The organism is Flagellimonas meishanensis, from assembly GCF_019880545.1.
GTDB lineage: Bacteria > Bacteroidota > Bacteroidia > Flavobacteriales > Flavobacteriaceae > Flagellimonas > Flagellimonas meishanensis.
In genome coordinates, this window is record NZ_JAINVW010000001.1 from 827126 (window position 1) to 854125 (window position 27000).

Sequence of the window (27000 nt, forward strand, 5' to 3'; positions counted from 1 at the left end):
TTTTCCAATTCATGAATCGCATGTCCTGCTTCAAACTTTAAAAATCCCGATAATCCCCAGCTAGATATTGGTTGGCTTTTTCCTCTTTGAATCGTGCAGATTCTGCATCCCAATGCAGGGTCTCTCCGGGAAAACGGCCAGCAATGGTGCCCAACAGAATGGTCTCCGTCAATCGCGCAGCATAGGCAAAGGGGGCCGTGGTCTCTCCTTTGCCCAAACAGGCATCCACAAATTGGTGATAATGCTTGGGTCCTTCGGTATCATAGTTCCGAATGGGCTCGCCCAAATTATGCTCCTTGGAAACCTTTGCGATTTCTTTGGAAATATCGACATATTTACCCTTTCTAATTTTTTTGGGCAACTGCATAAAGTGGGGCAACAGTAAACGCCCCTTTTCCCCAACGAACATGGCACCTTGTTCTGGAAGCTCATTTTCAGCGGCCACTTTCGCATCCAAGGAAATTTTGTCCTTCATACGCTCATCATCGGATTTTTTGTCCTTTTTCACCTGCATACCGGGCAACATGAGGTCTTCATGCATCTCTGGTGCTCCCGGGCCATCATACCAAATCCATTTCAAGGATTCTGTGGTGTATTCGGTCGCTGGAAACTCGTAGGTAACGGTGTTGTTTTCGGGATACCCAAAACCATTGGATGGTCGACATTCGGTCATGATGGTTCTAGGCACATCCAGTTGAAGGGCGTTGTATGGGGTGTCAAAAATGTGAACACCCATATCACCCAGTGTGCCGCAGCCGTAATCCATCAGTTTGCGCCAATTTCCGGGATGGTACATGCCCTCTTTGTAAGATCTTTGTTTTGAGGTTCCCAACCAAAGGTTCCAGTCCAATTGCGGTGGAACGGGGTCTTCGCCTTCGGGCAATGGCCCATCGTACCCCCAGTTTTTGGGAGACCAGGCATGAACCGTATGCACTTTTCCAATAATTCCAGATTGAATCAATAATGTGGCCAATTTATAGTCATAGAAGGAATGCACCTGAATGCCCATTTGGGTCACCAATCCTTTTTCGGCAGCCAACTTTTTCATGGCACGGGATTCCGACACGTAATGTGTCAATGGTTTTTGGCAATATACGGGTTTGCCCATCTGCATGGCCAGCAAGGAAGCCGGGGCATGGGTATGGTCTGGCGTTGACACGATCACAGCGTCAATTTCATCGCCCATTTCTTCCAACATCACTCGATAATCAAAAAATATGCGGGCTTTGGGTTGCAATTTATGTGCTGTTGCCAAATTGATGGCATCTACATCGCAAAGGGCCACAACATCCACAGCCTTGTGCGACGAAATGGCATCAAGATCGGCGGCACCCATGTTTCCGACACCGATATGTGCCGTCCGTAACCTTTCTTTGGCCACAGATCCTTTCAGTAATGAAGGGACCATCATGATTCCCAAGGCGCCTACGCTGCTTTTTTTGATGAATTCTCTTTTATTCATGGTTTGGTGGTTATAGTTTTTTAATTTTTATGTTGCGGAACCAAATTGGGCTGGCATGGTCCTGAAGGGCGATGTACCCACTTTTAAACTTACCATAATCAGGGGCATTGTCCCATTTTCCCGAATTTTTTTTGGCGTTCCATTCTTCTGACCATGGTACAAATTCCAATAGTTTTTTGCCATTGAGCCAGTGCTCTACCTTCTTAGGGGTAAATACAATTTTGGAGGAATTCCATTCTCCGACCGGATTCAATTGCTTTTGTGATTCATCGGCGGTATGCATTGCATAATCGGCCCCAGTTTTCTGCCAATCTTGGAGCAACTCAGGATGCTCGGCACCAAATAGCGAGTTGTACCCCACCAAATCATGGATGTTGGCATAATTTTCATCATCGATGAGCTGGTATTCAGGAGCCACTACCGGAGGGCCATCATAGCCCTCCTTCACATGGTAGAAAACACCACTATTTCCCCCTTCGGGGATTTTCCACTCGAGGTAAAGTTCAAAATTATCAAACTCTTCAGCCCCGTACAGAATGTCCTTTCCACCAGTATAATTTTGCTCTAAACCCAGTTCGGTATCAAAGGTCAAAGTACTGTCCTTAATGGTCCATCCGGGAGGGAGGGAGTCCATGTTATAGCCCCGCCAGCCTTCCGTGCTTGTACCATCAAAAAGATAAACCCATTCGGAATCTTTTTTTGCTTCGATATGGGAAGTTTGTTCCTCTTCTGTTTGTTTGGATTGGTTCTTACAGGCCGCAATGAGTAAAATGAAGAGGGCAGCCTTGAAATAATTTGTCATGGAAATGTAATTGGGTTAAATACGGAAGGTTAAAGTACAAAATATTGGGAAACCTTTTTTCTCCCTTTTTCACTACATTTAATGCTGACTAATTCAACAAATACGAAAATGAAGACTTGCTTTCCGAAAGTCGGTTTAATGTTACTGGCTTTTTCACTATGTATTCCATCTGTTCAATCCCAACGAAGAAAGAATACCCAAACATCGCCTGAATACCCAAAAGAACTCTATTCCAGTTTGGAGTACCGTTTGGTGGGTCCGTTTCGGGGAGGTCGTTCCGCAGCAGTTACGGGTGTTCCTGGTGAACCCAATCTCTTCTATTTTGGGGCCACGGGTGGCGGGGTCTGGAGAACCACTGATGGGGGACGTACCTGGGAAAATATTTCTGACGGCTTTTTTGGCGGGAGCATTGGCGCTGTTGAGGTGGCCAAAAGTGATCCCAATGTCATTTATGTGGGAGGCGGTGAAAAAACCGTAAGGGGGAATGTATCCTCCGGATACGGTGTCTGGAAAACAGAGGATGCTGGAAAGACGTGGAAACCCATGGGGCTTGAAAAAAGTCGCCATATTCCCCGAATCAAAGTGCACCCGACCAATCACGATTTGGTCTACGCCGCCGTTATGGGCAACATCTATAAGCCCACAGAGGAAAGAGGAGTGTACAAAAGCGAGGATGGGGGGAAATCTTGGAAAAAAATACTGTACGTGAACGACCAGGCTGGAGCGGTTGATTTGACCTTGGACCCTACCAACCCACGGATTTTATATGCCTCAACTTGGAGAGTACAGCGTACCCCATACAGTTTGAGTAGTGGAGGTGATGGTTCGGCTTTGTGGAAAAGCACGGATAGCGGCGAAACCTGGACAGAAATTTCCAAGAATGAAGGCTTTCCCAAAGATACCCTGGGTATTATCGGAGTTGCAGTGTCTCCCAAAAACAGCGATCGAGTATGGGCCATCGTGGAGAACAAAGAAAAAGGAGGCTTGTACCGTTCTGAGGATGGAGGAAAAAAATGGTCACTGGTCAATGATGAACGCAAGCTAAGGCAACGTGCTTGGTACTATACCCGTATGTATGCCGACACGGAGGATGAGGATGTTGTGTATGTGCTCAACGTTCAATATCACAAGTCTACGGATGGTGGAAAGACCTTCAACACCTTCAACGCCCCACATGGGGACCATCACGATCTATGGATTGCCCCTGAAAATTCCAAACGCATGATCATTGGGGATGATGGCGGAGCACAAGTGAGCTATGATGGAGGTGAAACATGGAGTACGTACTACAACCAGCCCACGGCCCAATTCTATCGGGTGACCACGGATAACGCATTTCCATATCGGATCTATGTGGCGCAGCAAGACAATTCCACCATTAGGATCAACCATCGAAGTGATGACGAATCCATTGGCGAAGACGATTGGGAGGAAACAGCCGGAGGTGAATCGGCCCATATTGCCGTGGACCCTTTGAACAATGATATTGTTTATGGCGGAAGTTATGGTGGATTTTTGACTAGGGTGAACCATAATAACAATACCGTTAGGGGGATCAACGTATGGCCTGACAACCCCATGGGTTATGGAGCAGAAGGCATGAAATACCGATTCCAATGGAATTTCCCCATCATTTTTAGCAAGCACGATCCCAAAAAATTGTACACCTTTTCCAATCATGTGCACATGAGCACCAATGAGGGTCAAAGTTGGACCTTGTTAAGTGAGGACCTCACCAGAAATGACCCCGCCAAATTGGTCTCCAGTGGAGGACCTATCACACAGGACAATACCGGAGTGGAATATTACTGCACTATTTTTGCAGCCAATGAAAGCCCTTTAAAAGAAGGTCTGCTTTGGGTGGGCAGTGATGATGGATTGGTTCATGTGACAAAAGATGGGGGCAGTACATGGGAGAATGTAACCCCGGCAAATATGCCCGAGTGGAGCATGATAAATAGTATTGAACCCTCAGCTTTTGACGAAGGGACCTGTTATTTGGCGGCAACACGATATAAATTAGGAGATTTTCAGCCCTATTTATACAAAACCACGGATTTTGGAAGAACATGGGCAAAAATCACCAACGGGATAGATAATGAGCACTTTACGCGGGCACTACGTGAAGACCCAAAACGAAAGGGGCTATTGTATGCGGGTACTGAGACCGGAATGTACATTTCCTTTAATGATGGTCAAAATTGGGAAAAATTTCAATTGAACCTGCCCATTGTTCCCATTACCGACTTGACTATTAAAGACAATAATTTAATTGTGGCAACACAAGGGCGAAGCCTTTGGGTCATTGATGACCTCACCGTGCTCCATCAATTGGATGCTTCAAAAAAGTCGGCCAACGCCGTTTTATATCAACCTAAGGATAGCTATAGAACCAAAGGCGCCGTGGCAAAGGAACCCTCCAAGACGGAAGGACAAAACCATCCCAATGGCGTTATCACCCATTTTTATCTAAAGACTTTTTCGGAAAAAGACAGTATTGCACTTACCTATACCAAAATGAACGGTGACACATTGGCTTCGTATAGCACGTATGCAGAGGACAAGGACAAAAAGCTTAAACCGAAACAAGGGGGAAACACCCATGTTTGGGATACCCGGGGAAAGGGAGCTGAGAAACTGGACAGAATGATCCTCTGGTGGGCCAATTTGAACGGCGCCAAGGCAGTTCCAGGATCATACAAAGTTCATTTGAACGTCAATGGGGAAAGCCAATCACAAACCTTACGGATTCTTCCTGATCCGAGGGCTGAGGTTTCCGTGGCCGATATGCAAAAACAATATGATTTTATATCGGATATTAATGAAACAGTGGACAGGTCCCACCAGTCCATAAAAAAAGTACGGAAGATTACCAATCAGTTGGATGCTTTTATGAAGCAGTACAAGGACAATGGGACCACCAAAGAATTGGTTGAAAAAGCCAAAAAAATGAAGGAAGATTTCGGGGAGATCGAAAAAGCGCTATATCAAACCAAAAATAGGAGCAATCAAGATCCGCTGAATTTCCCCATTCGGTTGACCAACAAGCTGGGACATTTGAACAGCTTGGTATCCATAGACGATTTTCCGCCAACGGAACAGGATATTGCGGTCAAAAATGAACTTTCCACCAAGATCAAAGCACAACTAACCGCTTTTGATAAATTGGTGGATGATGAGATAAAGGCTTTCAATGCTGAGTTTAACAACCTAAAATTGAATTATCTCTTTGTTGAAGACTAAATTTGGTATTGGTGAAAAGGTAAAGGGTAAATGGGATTGGTTTCACATCTACTTTTTACCTTTAGCCTAAACACTTTACACATAGCCATGGAACTATACAATTATATCAAATCCCTGCACCTCATTTTTGTGGTCACATGGTTTGCCGGTTTATTCTATATTCCCAGGCTGTTCATCTATCACATTGAAGCCTCCCACAAGCCTTCACCGGATAAGGAAATCCTTTCTACGCAACTGAAGCTAATGACTAAACGATTATGGTACATCATCACCTGGCCTTCCGCTATTCTTTGCACCATATTCGCCATTTGGTTGCTTCTATTGATTCCAGAATGGCTCCAACAACCATGGATGCACGTAAAATTGGCATTTGTGGCGCTGCTCTTTGTATATCACTTGAAATGCCATCAAATGTTCAAGCAATTGCAGCGTGATGAGATCAAATACTCCTCAGATTTTATGCGGATTTGGAACGAGGTGGCTACTCTGGTGCTTTTTGCAGCTACATTTTTGGTTGTGTTGAAAAACGCATTCAATTGGATCTATGGCACGGTAGGAATTTTTGTGCTTGCCATTCTTTTGATGTTGGGAATACGACTGTACAAACGTATCAGGAACAAAAACCCCAACGCCTAATAAGTTCTAGCCTTAAGCTCAAACACAAAATTCAAGTGCAAATCAAAGCCCTTCACTTTTTTGAACCAGAACATGCACTTGGACCATAAAGGAGTATCATGGCTCGATAATTGCTTAAATTTACTCCAAATACGATAGGCTTGTTCAAGAAACTCTCGCTACGATCCCGGATTTTTTTCTCCATGATCCTTTTGGTGGTCATCGCTTCGGTATTGATTGCCGGGGTCACCATTTATCAATATAGGGAGCAGAGCCAGGACTATCATGAGAATAGGCTGGAGCGGAAAGAGGAACAGATCCTTCAAAGCGTAGCCTATGTTTTCCGGGAAACCACATATCCCATAACCGAGGAGAACCTGCAGTATATTTTTATGGACGAGATCTATAAGATTGCCGACGTCCAGAATGTCAATTTCAATATTTATGATTTGGAAGGAGGATTGGTGAAAAGTTCAAGGCCCAGCTTCGAAGCGGACTCCATTTCCAATTGCCTCGATGCTGAAATCCTGAACAATCTTTTGATCAGTCCCGATAGGCGGTATATGGAGGAAAAAACGGCGGCGGGGGACAAGTACAAATCGTCCTATACCTATATAAACGACAACAAGTTCAAGCCCATTGGCATCATGAACCTTCCCTATTTTGAGGACAATTCCTTCAACAACATGGAATTGAGGGAGTTTTTGTTCCGACTGGGAGGAGTATATTTATTGATGCTTCTTTCAGCCATTATTTTGGCCTATTTCATTTCAAAGTACATTACCCGTTCGCTACAGACCATTTCGGACAAGATGCAACAGACCAAGTTGACGGGGAGCAACGAAAAAATCAATATAGAGAATCCGGGAGAGGAAATCGGCAAACTGGTGGACTCGTACAATCGCATGATCGACAAGCTCGAGGAAAGTGCCGTGAAACTGGCCCGTAGCGAACGCGAACAGGCCTGGAGGGAGATGGCAAGGCAAGTGGCCCATGAGATAAAAAACCCATTGACCCCACTTCGGTTGACCGTACAAAACTTTGAAAGAAAGTTCGATCCCACGGATCCCAACGCACAGACCAAGATCAAGGAGTTTTCCAAGACATTGATCCAGCAGATAGACACCATGAGCAACATTGCAGGGGCGTTTTCAAACTTTGCGAATATGCCCGCACAGAAAAACGAGACCCTCAATGTGGTGAAGATCGTAAAGCTGGCTTTGGAAATATTCCACGAGGAGTATATCCATTTCATAAGCGATGAACAGGAAATCATTGCCAAGCTAGATCGCACCCAATTGATCAGGGTCATCACCAATTTGGTAAAAAATGCCATCCAGGCTTTACCCGATGTGGAATCGCCCCGAATTTTGGTCACGGTGGCCAGCGAGGGCAATTTTGTCAAGATTTCTGTGGCCGATAACGGAGTGGGAATTTCAGACGACCTGAAACATAAGATTTTTGAGCCGAAGTTCACTACCAAATCCAGCGGTATGGGACTCGGCCTTGGGATGGTAAAGAACATTGTGGAAAACTACAGGGGAACCATAAACTTTACCTCCCACATTGGGAAAGGAACGGTTTTTACCATTAAATTTCCGAAGGAAAAAAACACAAAAGAAGCGTGACGGGGCGTTGCCCAACTATTTAAAATTACACTTATGGACTTCGAAAATATCTATATCGAGGAAGAGAACCAGATTGGTACCATTACCATTGATCGGCCACAAAAATTAAATGCACTCAACAAAAGAACCATTGAAGAACTCCATGTGGCCTTCAAGGAGTTGGATGATGACGCGCAGATAAAAGTGATAATCATCACGGGAAGTGGGGAAAAGGCTTTCGTAGCAGGGGCCGATATCTCCGAATTTGCGGATTTTTCGGTTAGCGAGGCAAAACGGTTGTCGGCCGAAGGCCAAGAAAGACTTTTTGACCTAGTGGAGAATCTGTCCACTCCGGTAATCGCGGCCATAAATGGATTTGCACTAGGCGGGGGCCTAGAACTGGCCATGGCCTGCCATTTTAGGGTGGCCAGTACCAACGCCAAAATGGGACTGCCCGAAGTGTCGTTGGGGGTTATTCCCGGATATGGGGGCACGCAACGATTACCGCAGCTCATAGGCAAGGGAAGGGCCATGGAACTCATTATGACAGCGGGGATGATTGATGGCGGCACCGCCGTGGAATATGGATTGGTGAACCACGTGGTTTCTCCCGAGGAACTGTTGCCCCTATGTGTTAAAATCGCGGGCAGGATATCGAATAACTCATCCGTTGCCATAAAACATGCAATAAAAGCGGTAAATGCTGGTTTTAAGTATGATGTCGACGGCTATGCCGCGGAAATTGAAGCTTTTGGCACCTGCTTTGGCACCGATGATTTTAAAGAGGGAACATCGGCCTTTTTGGAAAAACGTAAAGCGGACTTTCCCGGATCATAGTGGTTGGCGGAATAACCCAACTGAGCTATGTTAAAAAAACAAACCGTCTTTTTGCTTTTATTTTTGGCAATATGGGGCATTGCTGCCCAAAATATGCCAGTTTCCTATGATTTTGGCGAAAAATACAGTGACCGGTATCGCTACTCCAACCTCCTCACTTTGGAAGAGGATGGTGCAGGGGGATATATTTTGGTCCGTGCATACTATCAAGGGCTGATTTTAAGGCCTAAAGGATACCTTATAGAAAGATACAACGACAAGTTGGAGCTTATGGAAGAGTACAACTATAAGTTGAAGGGCTTGGATTTTGTCGATGGATTTTTTAAGAACGGCCAGCTAAACCTGTTGTTCTTGAATTATAATTATAACAACGGCCAATACGAATACTGGGTACATACCAGTCCCATTATAGCCTTCAACTTTAAAGCCAAAAAGCTACTTTCCATAGCATCGGAAGAAGTGGAAGACCCGGTGGGCAAAAACTATTATAACCGAAACTTTTCCCGTGGGTTCTCAACTGCGGTGCTTTTTAACGAAACCAAGACAGGATTTATCATAAGCACCCATCACAAACGCGGAAAGACTGACAAGCACATGATCCATGTCTACGATACCGGGCTTAACAAAAAGTTCGAACACGATTTTTCCAACGAAATAGAGGAAAAAAACTACGCTTTTGAGAATGTGACCTTTTCCCAGGATCTACAAACGGCCTATATTGTTGGAAAAGCCTATTTTAAGAAAAAGCGTTTCAGTGTGGATGAGCGCAAGTTTCAATATGAGCTGGTAAAGGTTTCCCAAAATGCGAATAGTACACAATCCTTTGTGGATCCTGGTAAGTATCCAGAGGCACTTTACCCTATCTGGCTCAAGAACAGACTGGTCTGTGTAGGTTTTTATGCAGACAGAAAGGACAATCGCTATAACGGCATAGCCTATTTTGATGTGAATCCCGCTTCTTTGGAGGTGAACTCAAAAAGATACAACCCTTTTTCAGAACAATTCATGGAGGATAAATTCGGTCGCGAAGAAGAAAAAGTGATCAAGAATCTGGTGTTCAAGGGTATAGAAGTGACTGAGAACCAGGACATATTGTTCAATGCAGAAGAGTACTTTGTCACCACTGGGTTGGAGGTAACTGGAGCGGGCCAGCGCGTAAAAATTGAACGTTTTCACCATAACGACATCGTCAGTATAAAGCTGGAATCCAATGGTGAGATGATCTGGGCACGCAACATAAACAAGACCGAGGTCACCCAAGGTGATGGCGCCTATGCCTCTTACAGCTCTTTCTGCAAGAACGGAAAAACTTATTTCTTCATCTGCACGGCGGCCGACAATCCACAGTTGATCAACAACGAGCGCTTGATCTTTAAACAGGGACTTACAAGGAACCGCAACGTATTTCTGATTTCGCTGGATGAACAGGGCAAAATGGGCTATGAAAAGATCATTGACAGCCAAGAGGCCCGCCTACCCTTAATGGTCTCCAAACCCCTGAAGAACGATACCGATGACAACATGCTTTTTTACGCCAAGCGTGCGGGCAAAAAGCAGCTGGTAAAGGTGGCTTTTGACTGAAGGTAAAATACTGATTGCTCCTAAGCCGTAATAATTGTAACAGATCATGACAAAGGAACTATTCGTGGTTACAAAACATTGTTTTCACTATTGAGCGAATAGATCTAGCCATTTTTTAGCCTCCCGCATTCAATACGGTACTACCCCTACAATAATCTCAAGAAAATGGGAAGCGCTCCATTTGGAAGTGCCAAACAGTATCCTACCATCAACTCAAACAGTTGTTCTATCAAGCCGTAGCCATATTAAGTCAATTGAGGACCATGAAGCTCTATATGTCTTTTTAGCTTTGGTCTTATTTTGAAAACTAAAATTAAAAATTATGAAATCACTTAACATAATATTTTTGTGTGCTGTGTTGATTATGGTATCATGCTCCAAAGGAGAGGACGGTGCCACAGGACCTACTGGGCCAGCGGGAGCGAATGGAATTAACGGCACTGATGGTGTCGATGGAATAGATGGTGCCAACGGCACTGATGGTATAAGTTGCTGGGATCTCAACGGGAATGGTATTGGAGACCCGGAGGAAGACATGAACACAGATGGCAACTATGATGCCTTAGACTGTCAAGGTGCGGAAGGTCTACAGGGAGAGCAAGGTCCACAAGGATTACAAGGACCCAAAGGGGCTGATGGGAATGCAAATGTGGGTTACGCTGACTATGATATCTCAAATTTCTCTGGCAATCAACTGACCATAAATACTGGATATACCATATTGGAATTGAATACACGTGCTTTTCTTTTCTACCTTAAAAGGTTTAATCTTTGGTATTCCGTACCTGGTCCACTGGGTTTAAATACAACATATACTAGAGTGTTCCATACAGAAAGTCAAAATGGCAGTGATTTGGTGATTAACTTTTACCGCACTTCTGATGATACAGACTTTAATGTTGCTGTAAATACATATAGTTTCTTAAGGGTTGTAGAAATCGAGTTCGGATTCAATATTAATAAGGGAAGCCATGAGGACATTATTCAGCAACTTAAAGACAAAGGAGTTGATATTAACGACTACAATGCCGTGGCCAAGTATTTTGGTTTAGAATAGGACAAGGCTTACACCTCTTTTTTCATATAAAAGGCCGGGGATTCTCCGGCCTTTTTAGTTGACTTAGCATAAAAACCTCTCATTTGAATTTTTGGATAAAATCCATATATTTGGATAAAATCCAATTTTTTATCATGAACAAGCTCCTGAAAGGAAGAGGCGCCCAAAAAAACACACCCAATAAGTTCCTTCGGCATGTGTATGAAATGCGAGAGGATTTTTTGGAGTTCTGCCATAGGGAGGGAGAGGAGGCCGAAGACAACAAAACACAGTATATCCCAATTTTCCCCAAGACCATTGTGAACAAAGTGGACAGTCCAGATGTAGGGATGCTATATTCCATGAACCCTTACCAAGGATGTGAACACGGTTGTGTCTATTGCTATGCCCGCAACGCACATGAATATTGGGGATACAGTGCTGGGTTGGATTTTGAGCGAAAAATTTTGGTAAAGAAATCAGCTGCGGAATTGCTGGAATCTAAAATCAAACATAAAAATTGGAAGGCAGAGACCATAGTGCTTTCCGGAAACACCGATTGCTATCAACCTGCCGAACAAAAATTCAAGATTACCAGAGCTTGTTTGGAAGTGTTCCTAAAATACCACCACCCTGTGGGCATCATCACCAAAAATGCCACCATATTGCGCGATCTGGACCTGTTAAGCGAGCTTAATGCCAATCAGCTGGTCGGAGTCCATATTTCGGTGACTTCCCTTTCTGAAAAAACCAGGAGAAAACTGGAACCAAGGACGACATCCATCAGCAAAAGATTGGAGACCATAAAAAAGCTTTCGGAACATGGGATACCTGTGAATGCTATGCTAGCTCCCATTATACCGGGGATAAATAGCCATGAACTTTTACCCTTGGCCAAAACGGTTGCGGAACATGGTGCTCTTTCCTTCGGATTCACCCTAGTGCGATTAAATGGTGCCATTGGTCAAATATTTACAGATTGGATTCAAAAGGCCATGCCGGACAGCGCTCAAAAAGTCCTAAAAATGATCCAGGACTGCCATGGGGGCTCCCTGAATGATAGTCGTTTTGGACTCAGGAACAGGGGAGAGGGCAAAATTGCGGCCCAAATCCATGACACGGCCAGGTTGGCCAGTCAACGCTACTTCAAGTGCAGGGTGTTTCCAGATTTGAACAAAGATTTGCACGCCCAATATAAAAATGGGCAAATGCGCTTGTTTTGATTGTTGCTATGAATCGTTATTTCTGGAGATGGTTGTGGGAGTTCAAAAGGGGAATTTTCATATCCGTTCGAAAATGGCAGAACGATTTTGAATATATTTAGAGAACTGTCCAAAGCTGGTTTTGCTTTTCGTCGTACTAATGGAAACAAAGTATAACCAGTTCTAGTTATAGGACACAAAACGTAGACCAATGAGTAATTTTTTGTATTTGTTTAGAGGTGGGGATGAGGCGTATGCCAAACTCTCCCAAGAAGAAAAACAGGCCCATATGGAACTTTGGGGACAATGGATGGGCGGCCTTAGAGAGCAGGGCACGCTTTTGGACGGATTGCCCTTGGACAAAGGAGGTAAGGTGGTTCGGGATCGAGGGGATGTTGTCACCAATGGACCATTTGCCGAAGGGGCAGAAATGGTTGGAGGCTACCTGATCGTTTCCGCAAAGGATATTGATGAAGCCGTTGAAATATCCAAAGGATGTCCCATTTTTGATTATGAAGGGGCATTTGTGGAAGTGCGGGAGATTCTTGATCTGGAACATTAAAATGCGCTCGGATTGGAATAGAACATCGCATCAGTTATGGTGAGTAGTTGTGCTTATGGAAAACCGTCAAAACCTAAATGAAACCATAGACCACCTTTTCCGCACGGAATATGGAAAGGTGGTTGCGGTTTTGACCCATAAATATGGCACCGCACACCTAGAAAAGATTGAGGACGTAACCCAGGATACTTTTATAAAGGCCATGCAGGTATGGGCATATAAATCGGTTCCGGATTCACCTACCGCATGGCTATATAGAGTGGCCAACAATGCATTGATCGATGTGCTCCGTAGGGAAAAAAAGTTGAGTCCCAAAGACCCTTTGGAAGTAGGGAAGAGTGGCAATGGAGATGTGGAAAAGGATCCAATTCTGGATGATAGCATTTCAGACAGTCAGTTAAGGATGATATTTGCCTGTTGCCACCCAACACTTTCCCAAGAACATCAATTGGTGCTCAGTCTAAAGCTTATTGGAGGATTTAGTAATAAGGAACTTGCTGAAGCTCTGTTAAAGAAGGAAGAAACGGTGGCCAAGTTGTTTACCAGGGCCAAAAAAAGATTTAGGAGTAAGGTTCAGTTGCTCCAGATACCGGTTCAAATGGGATTACAATCCCGCTTGTTCCGTGTGTTGCAAGTTATTTATCTAATGTTTTCAGAAGGATATAAGGCCACTTCGGGAACCCAGATCGTAAAACGGGACATTTGTTACGAGGCACTTCGTTTGGCTTTGCTGTTGAGGGAGAACAAATACTGCAGACACCCAAATTTGGAAGCTTTGATAGCCCTGATGTGTTTTCATGCCTCGCGATTTGATGCCCGCTTGGATGACCAGGGAGCATTGGCAACCTTGGAATTCCAGGACCGTTCCAGATACAATCAGGAACTGATACAAATAGGGATTTATCATCTTGAAAATGCCGGTACCTTGGACAAAAAACCATCCAGCTACCATTTGGAAGCTGCCCGATCTTACTATCATTGTATGGCCAAAAGTTTTGAAGAGACGGATTGGAAAAGCATCCTGTATTTATATGATGTACAATTGAAATTATGGTATACCCCGATGGTAGCCTTGAACCGGATAATTCCATTGTGCAAAGTTCGTGGACCCCAAAAGGCCTTGGTTGAACTCGAAAAGCTTGAAAAAACTTCAGATTTGGAACAGCAGGCCTTGTTTTATGCTATCAAGGCCGAACTATTATCGGAACTAAACCGCTCAAAAGAACAACGGCAGGCCATAAAAGATGCCTTAAACCTTGTTGAAAATGAATTGGTCAAGGAATATCTGGAAAACAAACTTAGACTTCATTCTTAGCGATGAAAGCTAAAGATTTTCCGGGTTATCGATTTTATATCTGAACTCAAGTTTTTGTGCCTCCTCTGACCCATTATCTATTTCAAAAAAATCTTGCCAGTTGGAAAAGGAAGTGACCTGGGGTTGGTATGGAATCTTCAACACATGTTTTTGGGTTTTGATTCCAGCCCATTCAACATAGAAAAATCTATCGTAAGCCGAAGAAATTGCGTTGCTCTTCTCATAAAAATGAAACCCATCCCTATCACCCACATAACTTAATATACCCGAGCTACTTCCTGAAGAGGATTTGAACATGAGCCTGGGGGCATCCAGTTTTTTAGAACTTCTTATCTCAAAAGTCAGCCTAAGTTCTTGAACATCCATGGACATGGCCTTTGGAACACCAATTTCAAAGTATGTTATTCCAGCTGCCATCATAGGCAACAATAATGGGACAAAATAAATAAGCCTAACCCATAAAAGTGATGTTTCCTTGAATTGAACCCTATTTACCAGGGCAAGAATTATGGCTATCAAAAATGCACCTCCCAATCCATACAAAAGTATAAAGCCCCGCTCCATCCCCCTTCCTGCGGCATCACTTCCTGAAAAATTCATATTATAATACAAGAAAACAGCTGTGATAAACAAAACAGTGTATATCACTGCCGACAGAATTATTGCTTTATTGGCAATCATTAATTGAATTTCATTTGTATCCTAAATAATTAAGCATAATAACTCAAAAAACCATAGGTTATATTAAGGAGCAAGTCTTTAATATTAGAGTTCCTCCCCTACATGTTTTTTGTAGAATTTCCAAACTTCCTTGGCCACATCGCGTCCCAGTTCCAGTCCGGCAATGTTATCAGCCTGAATGTGATACCCTCCCAAAACGCGGGATATCCCAGCCATTTCTGCGGTTTTGGTAAAAGTGGGGAATTTAAGTGTTATGGTATCGCCCAAATTGTCTGGTTCTGTTAAATAGCCTGCCACCAACTGCACCTCTGAACCAAATTCGTCACTACCTGTCCACAGTTTTAAGGCTTCTGCACATCCACCACTAATGGTGCTGTGTCCGGAAACATAACTGGGAAAAGGAGGGCACAAAAAAGTGTCGGGAGAATAGGGCCGCCATTGTCCTCCGTCAATTTCCATAACACCTTTTCCAACTCCGCCCCATGCCTTTATTTTTTGCTTGTCGTAATATTCGTGAACCAAAGCGTAGGGCCTTGCATAATCATAGAACATCTTGGAATCCCAGGAGGCTATGAAGGCATCCATGGCCACGACTTGGTTGTAAAAGAACATTTTTACATCTTGATCCAATGTGTGGTTGTCCCTTATGGAAACTTCTTGGGCAAACTTCAACCAATGCCCAGCCTGTTGCACGGATTGCGGACCATCGCGCATAAATTCTACCAAGGCTTTTTGCTCATCGGTAAGGTTCGCCTGCATTTCAATTACTTCCTGCACTTCTTTTTCCAACTGCTCTGAACCAATCATGGGTGGTGGCCCTGGCCTAAATTGACTACCCGACTTAAGTGCAATGGGTTCCACCTTATCCCAAAACGGGGTAAGGCATCCAGGTGCAAACTTACCTCCTTTGCCATCGGAAAAATATTTAGGTTGCCAGCGGTTGGGATCCACATTCTGGTCCGCCGAGTTAATGGGCTCATACCCCACGTAATTGAAATAAGGTTCGCCGTTGGAGCCTTCCTCCTCGCCATATTGGTTGGCACCGTCCCCTTTTCTTGTCTCAATGACCGCTTTGGCGGCTAAATTTCCAATGCCCTCAGGTGTAGTGGGGTCCAGTGATTCATTATTGGGATCCAAGCCCAGCTCTTTCATGAAATTTGTAAAGAGTACTTGGTCCGTGTAATAGTATTCATTCATTGCCCTAAATGCGGCATAACTAATGGCAATTTCCTTGTTCTTTAGTGTTTGTTCACCCGCCGGCCTTCTTTCCACATTTTCCAGATAAACAGGAATGGATTTTTCATCATAGCGGGTCCAGGCATCAAACATGGAAACAAAAATGAGCCCCAAATAACGGGAGGTAATGGTTGGACGCGGACTGAATCTATCCGTATCATTGGCGGTTGCCTTAATGGCCATTTCACTCCAACGATAAGCAATATTTTCGGAACCTTTTGGTTCCTCGACAGTGGTCTCTTCTTGTTTTTGTTTGCAGGCAAAAAAGGTCAATGCTGCGAACAGCAGTACAAGTAATCTTTTCATTTTATGGGTCTTAGGTTGTCAAAATTCTAACAGCAAAGATAATTTTTTCCCCACTTCTATTAAAAACAACTAGGCCCAACCTTAAGTCAATTCCCAACCTTTTCGATATTCCCTGGAGACCCATTCGTTGGCTTTTTCGTAGTTGGTGATTTTCATGTTTTCACCGTCCCAAAGCAGTTTCCTTCTACCAGGATAATCGTAGGGAGCCCAATCTCCAATCTGTTTGCCTTCTTTCAATACTTTGTATTGGTAGGCTTTTACTGCCAAATTTCCCATAAGCACGGTTTCCGTGAGTGGGCCCGCTTTTGAGAAGTCAGACGCGGTCTCACCTCCTTGGATGCAGGCATCGACAAAACTGGCAATATGGCCATCCATGCTATTGGGTATTCTCGGATATTTTGGGCTGGGCGCATTGAAGAGTCCCATCAATTCGGAAGGCAACAATCGTGCATTTCTCGAGTAGGTGTCACAAACGATGGTGCCTTTATCCCCATACATCACTGTTCCGCCACCACCATCTCCAATGGTTTCATTGTCCTTAAGTTCATCAGGGAGATCAGGCTTAAGTCCACCGTCATACCAATTCAAAGCGATGTTTCCATGATGTTCATGCTCAAATTTTAAATGGATTTTGGAAGAAGGAGGGCAAGATGGGCTATAATCCGCCTCAATAAAATCACCGACCCAAACGGTAGTACAACTTGCTTCGGCTTCGGTGGGATAACCAAGATTCAAAACACTGAAGGGTGTTTCCATGATATGACAGCCCATATCACCAAGGGCTCCGGTTCCAAAATCCCACCAACCTCGCCATTTAAAGGGTAGATAGGCATCGTTGTAGTCCCGTATTGCCGCAGGGCCCAACCAGAGGTCCCAATCCAGTTCACGGGGGATGTGTTGTTTTTCGGATGGTACGGGAACACCTTGGGGCCATACAGGGCGGTTGGTCCAGCAATCTATGGTATGCACTTTACCAATAATGCCAGATTCTACCCATTCCCGTGCAATACGGCTATCATCGCTGGATGCCCCTTGGTTGCCCATTTGGGTCACAATTCCATTTTCTGCAGCCACTTGGGTCATCAATCGTGCCTCATGAATATTATGGGTCAATGGTTTTTCAACATAGGCGTGTTTTTTTTCACGCATAAAAGGAAGTGCAATGGTAGCATGAGTATGGTCTGGAGTGGCAACCATTACTGCATCGATATCCTTTACATGTCTATCGTATACCTTTCTGAAATCCTTGAAGCGTTTTACATCTGGGAATAGCTCATATGTGGGTTGCGCACGTCGGTCATCCACATCACAGAAGGCAACAAATTTTACCTTGCCCGTAGCCGCCAGTCCATTGATGACACCATTCCCTCGACCTCCAACACCAAAAGCGCCCACATACAGTGTATCGCTTGGTGGAACATGGGTTTTTCCAAGTACATGACTCGGCACAATTGAGAAAGCTGCGGAAGCTGCTGCTGCGTTTTTGAGGAATTTTCTTCGTTGCATAATTTGTATACTTGGTTCGGATGAGTAAGATACAAAAACAACTTTGGTTTTTAGTTATTCATAACCTGTCCATTCGCTATGGAAGCGATCCAAAAAGGCCATCATAAACCTGTGCCTGCCGTCTGCAATTTTTCGGGCGGTTTCCGTGTACATTCCATCTTTTAGTAGCAGGAGTTTTTCATAAAAATGGTTGATGGTCGGGGCGTTGGATTTTTTATATTCCTCTTTGGACATTTTTGGTTTTGGAGGAATTTCAGGGTCGTGTAATGGTCTGTTTTTAAACCCACCATAGTTGAAGGCGCGTGCAATGCCTATTGCCCCCATCGCGTCCAAACGGTCTGCATCTTGAACCACTTGCAGCTCTTTGGAGGAGAAATGATCGGAATTTTGATCCAAGCTGTTTTTAAAGGACATATGCTTTATGATATTGACCACGTGAAGCACATCATCGTGATCAAGATGTTGGGACTCCAAAAAGTTGCGGGCCATGGACGGTCCCAGTGTTTCATCCCCACCATGGAACTTTGGGTCCGCGATGTCGTGCAATAGTGCGGCCAGAGCAACCACCCTTACATCCACTTGCTCGTGTTCTGAAATCAATTTTGCCGTGTTGTAGACCCGTTCAATATGGAACCAATCATGTCCTCCCTCTGCATTTTGAAGGGTCTGTTTAACGAAAGCAATGGTTTTCTCTATAAGTTCTGAATCTTTCATGTTAGGAAGCCAGGTGTTTTGTAATTTCCTCCTCGACTTTGGCAATCAATGCTTCCGGACCCTCACTGTTTTCTATAGGTTTATGGACCTTAAACTTTAAATAGGTCCCAAGGCCCATGGGAAATTTTCCATACCGGAGCAGCTTCCACGAATTGTTGATGCTTATGGGGACAATAAGTGCCGAAGGCGCATTTTTCATCAAAACTTTGAGCCCTGTGGTTCGGAATGCTTTTGGGGTTCCGTCCCTGCTTCGGGTCCCTTCCGGGAAAATAACGGCACTTCGATTATGTTCTTCAATATACTTTCCCAATTTTTCAAGTTCGGAGATGGATTGTTTGGGATCTTTCCTATCTATCAATATGGAACCGCCATGCCTAAGGTTGAATGACACGCTTGGGATTCCCTTTCCCAGCTCAATCTTGCTCACAAATTTTGGATGATGTTTTCGCATGTGCCAGATTATGGGAGGGATATCGTACATGCTCTGATGATTGGATACGATGATTAAGGGCCGGTCGGCCGGAATGTTGAAGGGGTTATCAAACTTGTACCGCGTGCCCAAAATGTTCGTACAGCGCATGATGAACCAATTCAAAACGGAAACACTCCGTTTATGTGCATTATATCCAAAAACATTGAGGCAAAACCACTGGATGGGATGGAAAACAATTAAAGTCAAACCAAAAAAAATGAAGAAAACGGTGGTGAAAAAATAAGACAGTACTTTTTCCATGATACGATGATGCGACAAGGTCAATATTTAGTATAAAAATAAAAAAACCACCCTTTAGGGTGGCTCAAATTTTTAAGGGGCATCAAATCAACAAAATTCGTTGTAGGCCTCCATCAAGTTTTCGGCAATCAGTTCGGCAGGCCTTCCCTCAATGTGGTGCCTTTCTATCATATGGACCAGCTCACCATCCTTAAAAAGCGCCATGCTCGGTGATGATGGGGGAAACGGCACCATATGGTTTCTTGCGGTTTCCACGGCCTCCATATCCACCCCGGCAAAAACAGTGACCAAATGGTCTGGATTCTTTTGATTTTGCAAGCTTAATTTGGCCGCAGGGCGGGCATTGGCAGCGGCACAACCACAGACGGAATTTACAACGACCAATGTAGTGCCCTCTTTTTTAAGTGCGTTCTCAACGGCCTCACTAGTATATAACTCTTCAAACCCAGCAGAAGCCAAGTCCTGCCTCATGGGTTTAACCAATTCTTCTGGATACATAGTCTATTTTTTTATTTGGTTTTCAAAGATACGGTTTTTACACTATTTTTTAATGTCTGTTAACATCCCATAAAGCTTTCCTTGTTGGTCAAAACCCTATATTTGGGCTTTAAATTTTTAGCGAATGATCAAGTGGGTGGCGGCTGTGCTTGGATTTTTTTTATTTCGCCTTCCAGGTGCGGTACTGGGGTTTATAATCGGAAGTTTTTTGGACGGTATGGGCAAATCCAGGCAAGGTAGCACCCTTTTTGAGGATTTTACCCGGCAAACCGTATCCCCGGCAGATTTTGAACTGAACCTTTTGTCGCTCTGCTCCATAGTCATTAAGGCCGATGGAACGGTCAGCCAGCGGGAACTGGATTATGTGCGGCAATATTTCATAAGCACGTATGGCAAAGAAAAGGCCAATGCCATTTTCAGGACCTTTAACGAAGTGATAAAGAAAAGGGAAGTTTCCGCACAGCGGATCTGTGCCTATCTGGTGCAGCGAACACGGTATGAGGTTCGTTTGCAATTGTTACATTTTCTGTTCGGTATTGCCCAGGCGGATGGTCAGGCTAGCAAGGCAGAGGTGGACAAACTGAAGGAGCTGGCCGGATATCTAAGGATTGGGCAGTACGATTTTGAGAGTATCATGGCCATGTTCATAAAGTCGGCGGACAATGCCTATAAAATTCTCGAAATTGAAAAAACGGCCACGGATGAGGAAGTAAAAAAAGCTTATCGGCACATGGCCAAAAAGTACCATCCGGATCGCGTGGTCACAGAAAACGAGGCCATAAAGAAAGGAGCGGAGGAGAAGTTCAAGGAAGTACAAAAGGCTTACGATACCATTCAGAGAGAACGTGGAATTTCATAAAAGTTTGATATGCAAGAATTTTGGTTTTATATAAAATTGGGATTGAACCACGTATTGGATTTGGGCGCTTATGACCATATATTGTTTCTATCCGCCTTGGCAATCCCCTTCACATTCAAATATTGGAAGCGCGTGGTGATTCTGGCCACCATATTCACCATTGCGCATTGTGCCTCATTGGCCTTTTCAGTATATGAAGTTTTCACTGTTGATGTGGCGATCATAGAGTTTTTGATTCCGGTCACCATTCTCTTGACCGCCCTGTTCAACTTTGCCTATGTTTTTAAAGAGGCCATGCAGGTGGGCCTTTGGCTTCATGTTGGGGCAACGGCATTTTTTGGATTGATTCATGGTTTTGGATTCTCAAATTACTTTAAGATGCTCATGGCCGAGGAAGAAGACAAATTGACCCCGCTTTTGGGTTTCGCGGCAGGAATAGAGGTGGCACAGGTCACTATCATTTTGATTGTCCTGGCAATCGCATTGTTGGTTTTGGATCTTTTGAAGGCAAAAAGGGCCCTATTTATAGCAGTCGCTTCAATTTTGATTATCATCATCACAATACCCCTGCTCATCGACACGTTTCCCTCTTAGGGTCCGCGTTAAATTTAATGGAATAAGGTTGTAGGGGTCTTGCAAAGCAGGTATATTTAATTAAAAGTCCATTTTATATCGGTAATGAAGGATAGAAAACAGGAAAAATACGACAAGGCCTATTTGCGCATGGCCCAGGAATGGGGCAAATTGTCCTACTGCAAAAGGAAGCAAGTAGGGGCCATCATCGTTAAGGACCGTATGATCATATCCGATGGGTACAACGGTACCCCAACTGGGTTTGAGAACTTTTGTGAGGATGAGGACGGGTATACAAAATGGTACGTGCTTCATGCCGAGGCCAATGCCATATCCAAGGTGGCATCGTCCACACAGTCTTGCGAAGGGGCCACATTGTATATTACCCTGTCCCCTTGCAGGGAGTGCAGTAAGCTCATACACCAATCTGGCATAAAACGTGTGGTATACCAACAAGCCTACAAGGACGACTCTGGCTTGAGATTTTTGGAGAGAGCCGGCGTAAAGACGCAGCATTTACCCATTTTGGAAGAAATGGTTTAGTTGATTTAGCCCCATGGAAAAGAAAAATAATTATTTATGGCCCACCTTGTTCGCCCTTGCCGTGGCTGTTGGTGTTTTTATAGGGGGCAAGCTCCATTTCAATGATACTCCGGAAAGACTTTTTTCCACAAATTCCAAAAAGGACAAGCTCAACCGATTGATAGACTATATCGATTATGAGTATGTGGATGATGTGGATACCGACAGCATCGTGGATGTTACCGTGAACAATATCCTTGGCAAGCTAGATCCGCATTCGGTCTACATTCCAAAAAGTGAGATGCAGGAAGTCTCGGAGAACATGAAGGGCGATTTTGGCGGCATCGGCATAAGTTTTTATATGTTCCGGGACACGATAACGGTGATACGTGCCATCAAAAATGGGCCAAGCCACATAAGTGGCATCATGCCGGGCGACCGTATTTTGATTGCCGATGGCGATACCCTATATGGAAAAAGAACACCCAACGATACCGTGGTTTCCAAATTGAAAGGAAAAATAGGCACCAAAGTCGATTTAAAGGTGTTTAGAAAAGCGGAGGACAGAATAATGGATGTGACGGTGACCCGTAGCAGGATCCCCATCAAGAGTGTGGAGGCTTACTACATGCTGACCAAGGACCTTGGATATATCAAAATAAACCGATTTGCGGAATCAACCTTTAAGGAATTCAAGGATGCCCTCAGAAAACTGAAGATCCGCGGGGCCGAAAAACTGGTGTTGGACCTTAGGGACAACCCTGGAGGATATTTGGGAATAGCCGAAAAATTGGCGGATGAGTTTTTAGAGGAGGACAAGTTGATTCTTTACACAAAGAACAAAAAAGGCAGGGTCAAAAAGGCCTTTGCCACGGACAAGGGCGATTTTGAGGACAAACCGGTATATGTCCTGATCAATGAAAGATCGGCTTCGGCAAGCGAGATCATCGCTGGGGCGCTACAGGACAACGATATCGGGACCATTGTCGGCAGGCGTTCCTTCGGCAAGGGATTGGTACAGCGGGAAATGGATCTTGGGGATGGTTCTGCGGTTCGTCTAACGGTGTCAAGATATTATACCCCAACGGGGCGTTCCATCCAAAGGTCCTACGATAATGGCCATCAGGATTACTATCAAAGATTCATTGACCGGTACCGATCCGGCGAGATGGTTTCTGTAGATAGCATTAAGGTTGCCGATTCGCTAAGGTTTGTGACCCCAAAAGGCAAGATCGTGTATGGCGGCGGCGGAATCATTCCAGACGTGTTCGTGCCCATAGGCAGTAATGAGGAGGAGGCCATAGAGAGCATGGACGATACCTATCAATTTTTTTCGCGGTTCATTTTTGAACATTTGGAGGAGGATAGGGGTCGTTATGCAGATTATACCCAAAACCAGTTCTTGGAGGAATTCAGGGTGGATGATATCCTCTTTGACAATTTCATTGAATTTGTGCTCAATAGAAAGATCAGACTTGATTTTTATGCACAGGAAGAAAAGATAAAGGCCTATCTGAAGGCCAATTTGGCCGAGCAGCTTTTCTCACCCAATCTTTCTGCGCAGATAAAGGGTGAGCACGATGCCATGTTGAAAAAGGTCTTGGACCTGGATGCACTTGCACTGGAATCCGATAAGGCGGAAATCTCACAATATCAGGATTAATCCTCCTTTAACTTTTTCTCTATCTTTTTTGAAGTGATAAAGATCAAAAGCAATACCACTGCGCACAAAGAGGCCAAAATGCCAATAAGGGCAATGGTACTGTCTCCCTGAAAGGGGTTATCAAAATCCACCAAGGTCACATTATAGGCAATGAGGGCCAGGGCCAATACAATTAGGATAATACTCAGTGTTTTGTTCATGGTGGCTAAGATTCGATCAATTTCCAAACAGTTGGTTGATGTTCGAGGCAAAAAGCTTTACGGCTATGGCCAACAAAACCACCCCAAATACCTTCCGGATAACACTGAGGCCGTTTTTGCCCAACACACGTTCTATCTTGGAACTAGATTTTAGAACGATGTATACAAAGATAGTGTTTAGGATGATGGCGACAATGATGTTTTCCACATGGTATTCTGCCCGCAAGGCCAATATGGAGGTCATGGTTCCCGCCCCGGCAATCAACGGAAAAGCAATGGGAACGATAGAGGCGGTTTCAGGTTCATCATCTTTATATAGGGTGATGCCCAAGATCATCTCAATGGCCAAAAAGAAGATGATGAATGCCCCGGCCACCGCAAATGAATTCACATCGATGCCAATAAGGTGCAAAATACGTTCTCCCACAAATAGAAAAGCGACCATAATGCATGCAGCGACTATGGATGCTTTTTCAGATTGTATATGCCCCACCTTTTTTCTTAGCGAAATAATTATAGGAATGCTCCCTACAATGTCGATGACCGCAAAAAGAATCATGCCAGCTGTTGCGATTTCCTTAAAGTTCAAATTCATTTCTTCACATTTTAGTCCGCAAATTTACGTTTAAAAAGAACTCTTGGATTACAAAAAAATGGTTTGGAAAACATCAATTTTAGGTTTTGGATTACCTTTATCAAAAATTTGACCTGCCCATGTTCCAAATAGGGAAAACCGTTGTGTCCGAAGAGATCATAGCACATGATTTTGTCTGCAATTTGACCGCCTGCAAAGGGGCCTGTTGTGTGGGCGGGGAGTACGGGGCCCCATTGGAAGATGAGGAGACAGCCATGCTGCAAAATATCTTCGAAAAGGTAAAGCCTTATCTGAGACCGGAGGGGATTGCGGCCATAGAGGAACAGGGGGCTTTTGTGAAAGGAGAGGACGGTGAATGGGAGACCCCTTTGGTCGGGAACCAGGAATGTGCCTATGTTACATTTTCAGATGCGGGAGTGGCCAAGTGTGGTTTGGAGACCGCTTATGAAGCTGGGGCAACGCAATGGAAAAAACCCATATCCTGCCATTTGTACCCTGTACGCACACGGGCCTATTCTTCTTTTACCGCAGTGAACTACCATAGATGGGAGATCTGCGACCCGGCTTGCGTTTTGGGGAAAGAATTGAAAGTGCCCATTTATAAATTTGTAAAAGAAGCCTTGGTCCGAAAGTTTGGTGAGACATGGTACAGGGAATTGGAAGAAGTGGCAGCACAGATGGCTAAACGATAGGGATGTCCAAAATGACCTTGGTACCCTTGGGTTCTCCATGCTCGTCAAAAAGGTCCACAATGTCCACATCAAAGTTGTTTTGGTAGTCTTTTGCAAAGTTGGCCAAACGCTCCTTGGTGATTCTGATACCGACGGATTTTCTTTTTAACACCCTTTTTTCCTTGTTCACCTCCGCGGCTCCCCTGCCTATCCCATTGTCCTCAATCTCAATGGACACATGGTTTTTGTTCTTTCTTTTTACATTGATATGGATTTTTTTCTCCCCATCTTTTGGGGAAAGTCCGTGCCACAGCGAATTTTCCAAAAATGGTTGCAATGTTAGGGAAGGCATCTTGATCACATCGGGGTTGATGTCATCGGCAAGCGTGATCTTAAAATCGATTTCGTTTGAAAACCTAATGTTCTCGATGTTCATATACAGTTCAACGGTTTCCAGTTCATCCTCCAGGGAAATCTCCTTAACGGAAGAGGCCTCCAATATTTTGCGTACCAATTTGGAGAACTTGTTCAAATAGTGCACCGCGTTCTTTTGCTCGTTGTTGATGATGTAGAGCTTGATGGAGTTGAGTGAATTGAACAGGAAGTGGGGATTCATCTGACTGCGCAGCATGCTCTGTTCCAAGGTCAGCACTCTTTTTTCATTCTTGTTCTGGTACTGTCGGTACAATATATATAAGATCGATGCTACCAGCCCCACAATAAGCGCACTCACCAGCAAGGTGGTCTGGTTTTTCCTCAGCCTTAAACGCACAATCTCATTTTCCTTGGCCAATACCGAGATCTGGTTGTTCTTTTTGTCCGCTTCATAACGAACAATGATATCACTCATATACCTAAGGTTGGTGGAACTCGAAATATCTTCATCAAGCTGATCCGCCTTTGTGTAGTATTGGTAGGCTTCTTTAAAGTTGCCCCTTTTGCTTTCCAGCTCCGAAAGCTTTTGAAATCCATAGAGCACATTACTTGGCATGTTATGGTTTTGTGCCATTTCCAGTCCTTCCTTTATAAACTGCTCTGCTTTGTCATATTCGCCCAAAACGGTATGGGCCCACCCGGTGTTGATGAACACCGAGGAAGTCACAAAAAAATCCCCGACCTCCCTGACTTGTTCATACAGGGGTTCCAACAGGACCAGTGCGGCATAGGGCATATCCTGCTTAAGATAGATTTGCGCCAGACTGTTCTTGCAGATTATCCTTCCTATGTCCGAGTTGATTTCCTCGTTATAGGCCAAGGATTTTCGATAGTTTTCCAGGGCTCCTTCCAGATCTCCCTTTTGTTCCAAACAATCCCCAATATTTTGATGGTTTATGGCCAGCCCAAGCTTGTTTCCAAGTTCCTCCTCAAGTTTAAGGGCCCTTCGGAATTGCATTATGGCCAGATCATACTGTTCCAGGGTCTGGTAGAGGTTGCCTATACAGTTCAGCGAAACGTTGATGCTCCTTTTAATATGGTGCGATGGGTTCTCCACTTGCTCTGCCAGTTCCAAGGCCTTTTGGTTGTAGTCCAGGGCCGTTTTGATGGCATCCGTGCGCCTGTACACCACCCCGAGCATGTTCAGGCTGAGCACCTTCAGCTCGGTATTATTGGCTTTTTCCGATAATTGCAGGGCTTCCTCGTGCAGGTCGGCCGCCTTTTTAAATTGGGAGATGTTTCGGTACTTGGTGCCAATCTGGTTTAGGGCATAGGCCTGGCCCTCAAGATAATTCTGTTCCTTGGCCTTATTTGCAAAATACCGGAGCAGGGTAGTGTCCCTTTTTTCATCCTTGAGTTCCTCATCCAGGGACAAGTACGTTTTTGGCCCCATTTTCACCACTTTTTCCGCTTTGCTCTTGAATGCCTCCGGAATTTGCTGGGCATGGTTAAAATTAATGACGAGCAGGAAGAAAAGGACCGATGAAAAGATCTTTTGCTGTATTAAGGTGTGTGTTTGTATTAAAGAATCAATATTGAGCACGGG

The 27000-nt window shown here is 44.4% G+C and carries 25 protein-coding genes; 14 read left to right on the top strand and 11 right to left on the bottom strand.

The annotated features are described in order from the left end of the window. Positions 1-37: 37 nt before the first annotated feature. Entirely contained in the window at positions 38-1462 is a 1425-nt protein-coding gene (locus tag K7G75_RS03725) for a Gfo/Idh/MocA family protein (RefSeq protein ID WP_222982881.1), read from the bottom strand. A 10-nt stretch (positions 1463-1472) separates the two neighbouring features. Then, entirely contained in the window at positions 1473-2264 is a 792-nt protein-coding gene (locus tag K7G75_RS03730; RefSeq protein ID WP_222982882.1) for a 3-keto-disaccharide hydrolase, read from the bottom strand. Positions 2265-2372: 108 nt separating this feature from the next. Between K7G75_RS03730 and K7G75_RS03735 the strand changes: the two genes are divergently transcribed. The 9 genes from K7G75_RS03735 to K7G75_RS03775 all read left to right on the top strand — a co-directional run bounded on the left by K7G75_RS03735 (position 2373) and on the right by K7G75_RS03775 (position 14262). After that, positions 2373-5507 (top strand): WD40/YVTN/BNR-like repeat-containing protein, encoded by a 3135-nt coding sequence (locus K7G75_RS03735; RefSeq protein WP_222982883.1) that lies wholly within the window; start codon positions 2373-2375, stop codon positions 5505-5507. 87 nt (positions 5508-5594) lie between these two features. After that, positions 5595-6143: a CopD family protein gene (locus K7G75_RS03740; RefSeq protein ID WP_222982884.1), complete on the top strand. Its 549-nt coding sequence runs from the start codon at positions 5595-5597 to the stop codon at positions 6141-6143. Between the two features lie 182 nt (positions 6144-6325). Continuing rightward, positions 6326-7750: a sensor histidine kinase gene (locus K7G75_RS03745; protein WP_222983448.1), complete on the top strand. Its 1425-nt coding sequence runs from the start codon at positions 6326-6328 to the stop codon at positions 7748-7750. A 33-nt stretch (positions 7751-7783) separates the two neighbouring features. Continuing rightward, positions 7784-8566 carry an enoyl-CoA hydratase/isomerase family protein gene (locus K7G75_RS03750; protein ID WP_222982885.1) on the top strand — a complete coding sequence of 261 codons (783 nt, stop codon included), beginning with the start codon at positions 7784-7786 and terminating at the stop codon, positions 8564-8566. Positions 8567-8593: 27 nt separating this feature from the next. Beyond that, positions 8594-10147 carry a hypothetical protein gene (locus K7G75_RS03755; RefSeq protein WP_222982886.1) on the top strand — a complete coding sequence of 518 codons (1554 nt, stop codon included), beginning with the start codon at positions 8594-8596 and terminating at the stop codon, positions 10145-10147. A gap of 322 nt (positions 10148-10469) precedes the next feature. After that, positions 10470-11204: a collagen-like protein gene (locus K7G75_RS03760; RefSeq protein WP_222982887.1), complete on the top strand. Its 735-nt coding sequence runs from the start codon at positions 10470-10472 to the stop codon at positions 11202-11204. Between the two features lie 134 nt (positions 11205-11338). Beyond that, complete coding sequence (locus tag K7G75_RS03765; protein ID WP_222982888.1) at positions 11339-12406, top strand: PA0069 family radical SAM protein; 1068 nt, start codon at positions 11339-11341, stop codon at positions 12404-12406. Between the two features lie 190 nt (positions 12407-12596). Continuing rightward, a complete protein-coding gene (locus tag K7G75_RS03770) occupies positions 12597-12947 on the top strand; it encodes a YciI family protein (RefSeq protein WP_222982889.1) in 351 nt (116 codons plus the stop codon). A gap of 55 nt (positions 12948-13002) precedes the next feature. After that, the gene (locus tag K7G75_RS03775) at positions 13003-14262 is read left to right on the top strand and encodes an RNA polymerase sigma factor (protein ID WP_222982890.1); all 1260 of its coding nucleotides are present in this window, start codon (positions 13003-13005) and stop codon (positions 14260-14262) included. 9 nt (positions 14263-14271) lie between these two features. Here the strand turns inward: K7G75_RS03775 and K7G75_RS03780 are convergent, their stop codons facing one another. From K7G75_RS03780 to K7G75_RS03805, 6 genes are all read right to left on the bottom strand, one after another. After that, positions 14272-14943, bottom strand: a complete 672-nt coding sequence (locus tag K7G75_RS03780) for a hypothetical protein (protein ID WP_222982891.1) — start codon at positions 14941-14943, stop codon at positions 14272-14274. Between the two features lie 84 nt (positions 14944-15027). After that, a complete protein-coding gene (locus K7G75_RS03785; RefSeq protein ID WP_222982892.1) occupies positions 15028-16485 on the bottom strand; it encodes a vanadium-dependent haloperoxidase in 1458 nt (485 codons plus the stop codon). 81 nt (positions 16486-16566) lie between these two features. Beyond that, complete coding sequence (locus tag K7G75_RS03790; protein ID WP_222982893.1) at positions 16567-17991, bottom strand: Gfo/Idh/MocA family protein; 1425 nt, start codon at positions 17989-17991, stop codon at positions 16567-16569. A 54-nt stretch (positions 17992-18045) separates the two neighbouring features. Continuing rightward, positions 18046-18705, bottom strand: a complete 660-nt coding sequence (locus K7G75_RS03795) for an HD domain-containing protein (protein ID WP_222982894.1) — start codon at positions 18703-18705, stop codon at positions 18046-18048. A 1-nt stretch (position 18706) separates the two neighbouring features. After that, a complete protein-coding gene (locus K7G75_RS03800) occupies positions 18707-19438 on the bottom strand; it encodes a lysophospholipid acyltransferase family protein (RefSeq protein ID WP_222982895.1) in 732 nt (243 codons plus the stop codon). Between the two features lie 87 nt (positions 19439-19525). Then, positions 19526-19936, bottom strand: coding sequence for a BrxA/BrxB family bacilliredoxin (locus K7G75_RS03805; protein WP_222982896.1), 411 nt, complete (start codon positions 19934-19936; stop codon positions 19526-19528). 124 nt (positions 19937-20060) lie between these two features. Here K7G75_RS03805 and K7G75_RS03810 point away from each other — a divergent pair, with 124 nt between their 5' ends. The 4 genes from K7G75_RS03810 (at position 20061) to K7G75_RS03825 (ending at position 23553) form a co-directional block, all read left to right on the top strand. After that, on the top strand, positions 20061-20795 hold the full coding sequence (locus tag K7G75_RS03810) for a tellurite resistance TerB family protein (protein ID WP_222982897.1): 735 nt from the start codon (positions 20061-20063) through the stop codon (positions 20793-20795). A gap of 9 nt (positions 20796-20804) precedes the next feature. Further along, positions 20805-21389 (top strand): HupE/UreJ family protein, encoded by a 585-nt coding sequence (locus K7G75_RS03815; RefSeq protein WP_222982898.1) that lies wholly within the window; start codon positions 20805-20807, stop codon positions 21387-21389. Between the two features lie 84 nt (positions 21390-21473). Further along, on the top strand, positions 21474-21911 hold the full coding sequence (locus tag K7G75_RS03820) for a deoxycytidylate deaminase (RefSeq protein WP_222982899.1): 438 nt from the start codon (positions 21474-21476) through the stop codon (positions 21909-21911). 13 nt (positions 21912-21924) lie between these two features. Next, positions 21925-23553, top strand: coding sequence for a S41 family peptidase (locus K7G75_RS03825; protein WP_222982900.1), 1629 nt, complete (start codon positions 21925-21927; stop codon positions 23551-23553). Here the strand turns inward: K7G75_RS03825 and K7G75_RS03830 are convergent. Both K7G75_RS03830 and K7G75_RS03835 read right to left on the bottom strand, forming a co-directional pair. Further along, positions 23550-23753: a hypothetical protein gene (locus K7G75_RS03830; protein WP_222982901.1), complete on the bottom strand. Its 204-nt coding sequence runs from the start codon at positions 23751-23753 to the stop codon at positions 23550-23552. The two genes, K7G75_RS03825 and K7G75_RS03830, sit on opposite strands and share 4 nt — an antisense overlap. A 16-nt stretch (positions 23754-23769) precedes the next feature. Further along, positions 23770-24348 carry a MarC family protein gene (locus tag K7G75_RS03835; RefSeq protein ID WP_222982902.1) on the bottom strand — a complete coding sequence of 193 codons (579 nt, stop codon included), beginning with the start codon at positions 24346-24348 and terminating at the stop codon, positions 23770-23772. 119 nt (positions 24349-24467) lie between these two features. Between K7G75_RS03835 and K7G75_RS03840 the strand changes: the two genes are divergently transcribed. Next, complete coding sequence (locus K7G75_RS03840; RefSeq protein ID WP_222983450.1) at positions 24468-25040, top strand: DUF3109 family protein; 573 nt, start codon at positions 24468-24470, stop codon at positions 25038-25040. Here K7G75_RS03840 and K7G75_RS03845 read toward each other — a convergent pair. Continuing rightward, positions 25030-26997, bottom strand: a complete 1968-nt coding sequence (locus K7G75_RS03845) for a tetratricopeptide repeat protein (protein WP_313777808.1) — start codon at positions 26995-26997, stop codon at positions 25030-25032. The two genes, K7G75_RS03840 and K7G75_RS03845, sit on opposite strands and share 11 nt — an antisense overlap. Positions 26998-27000 lie beyond the last annotated feature (3 nt).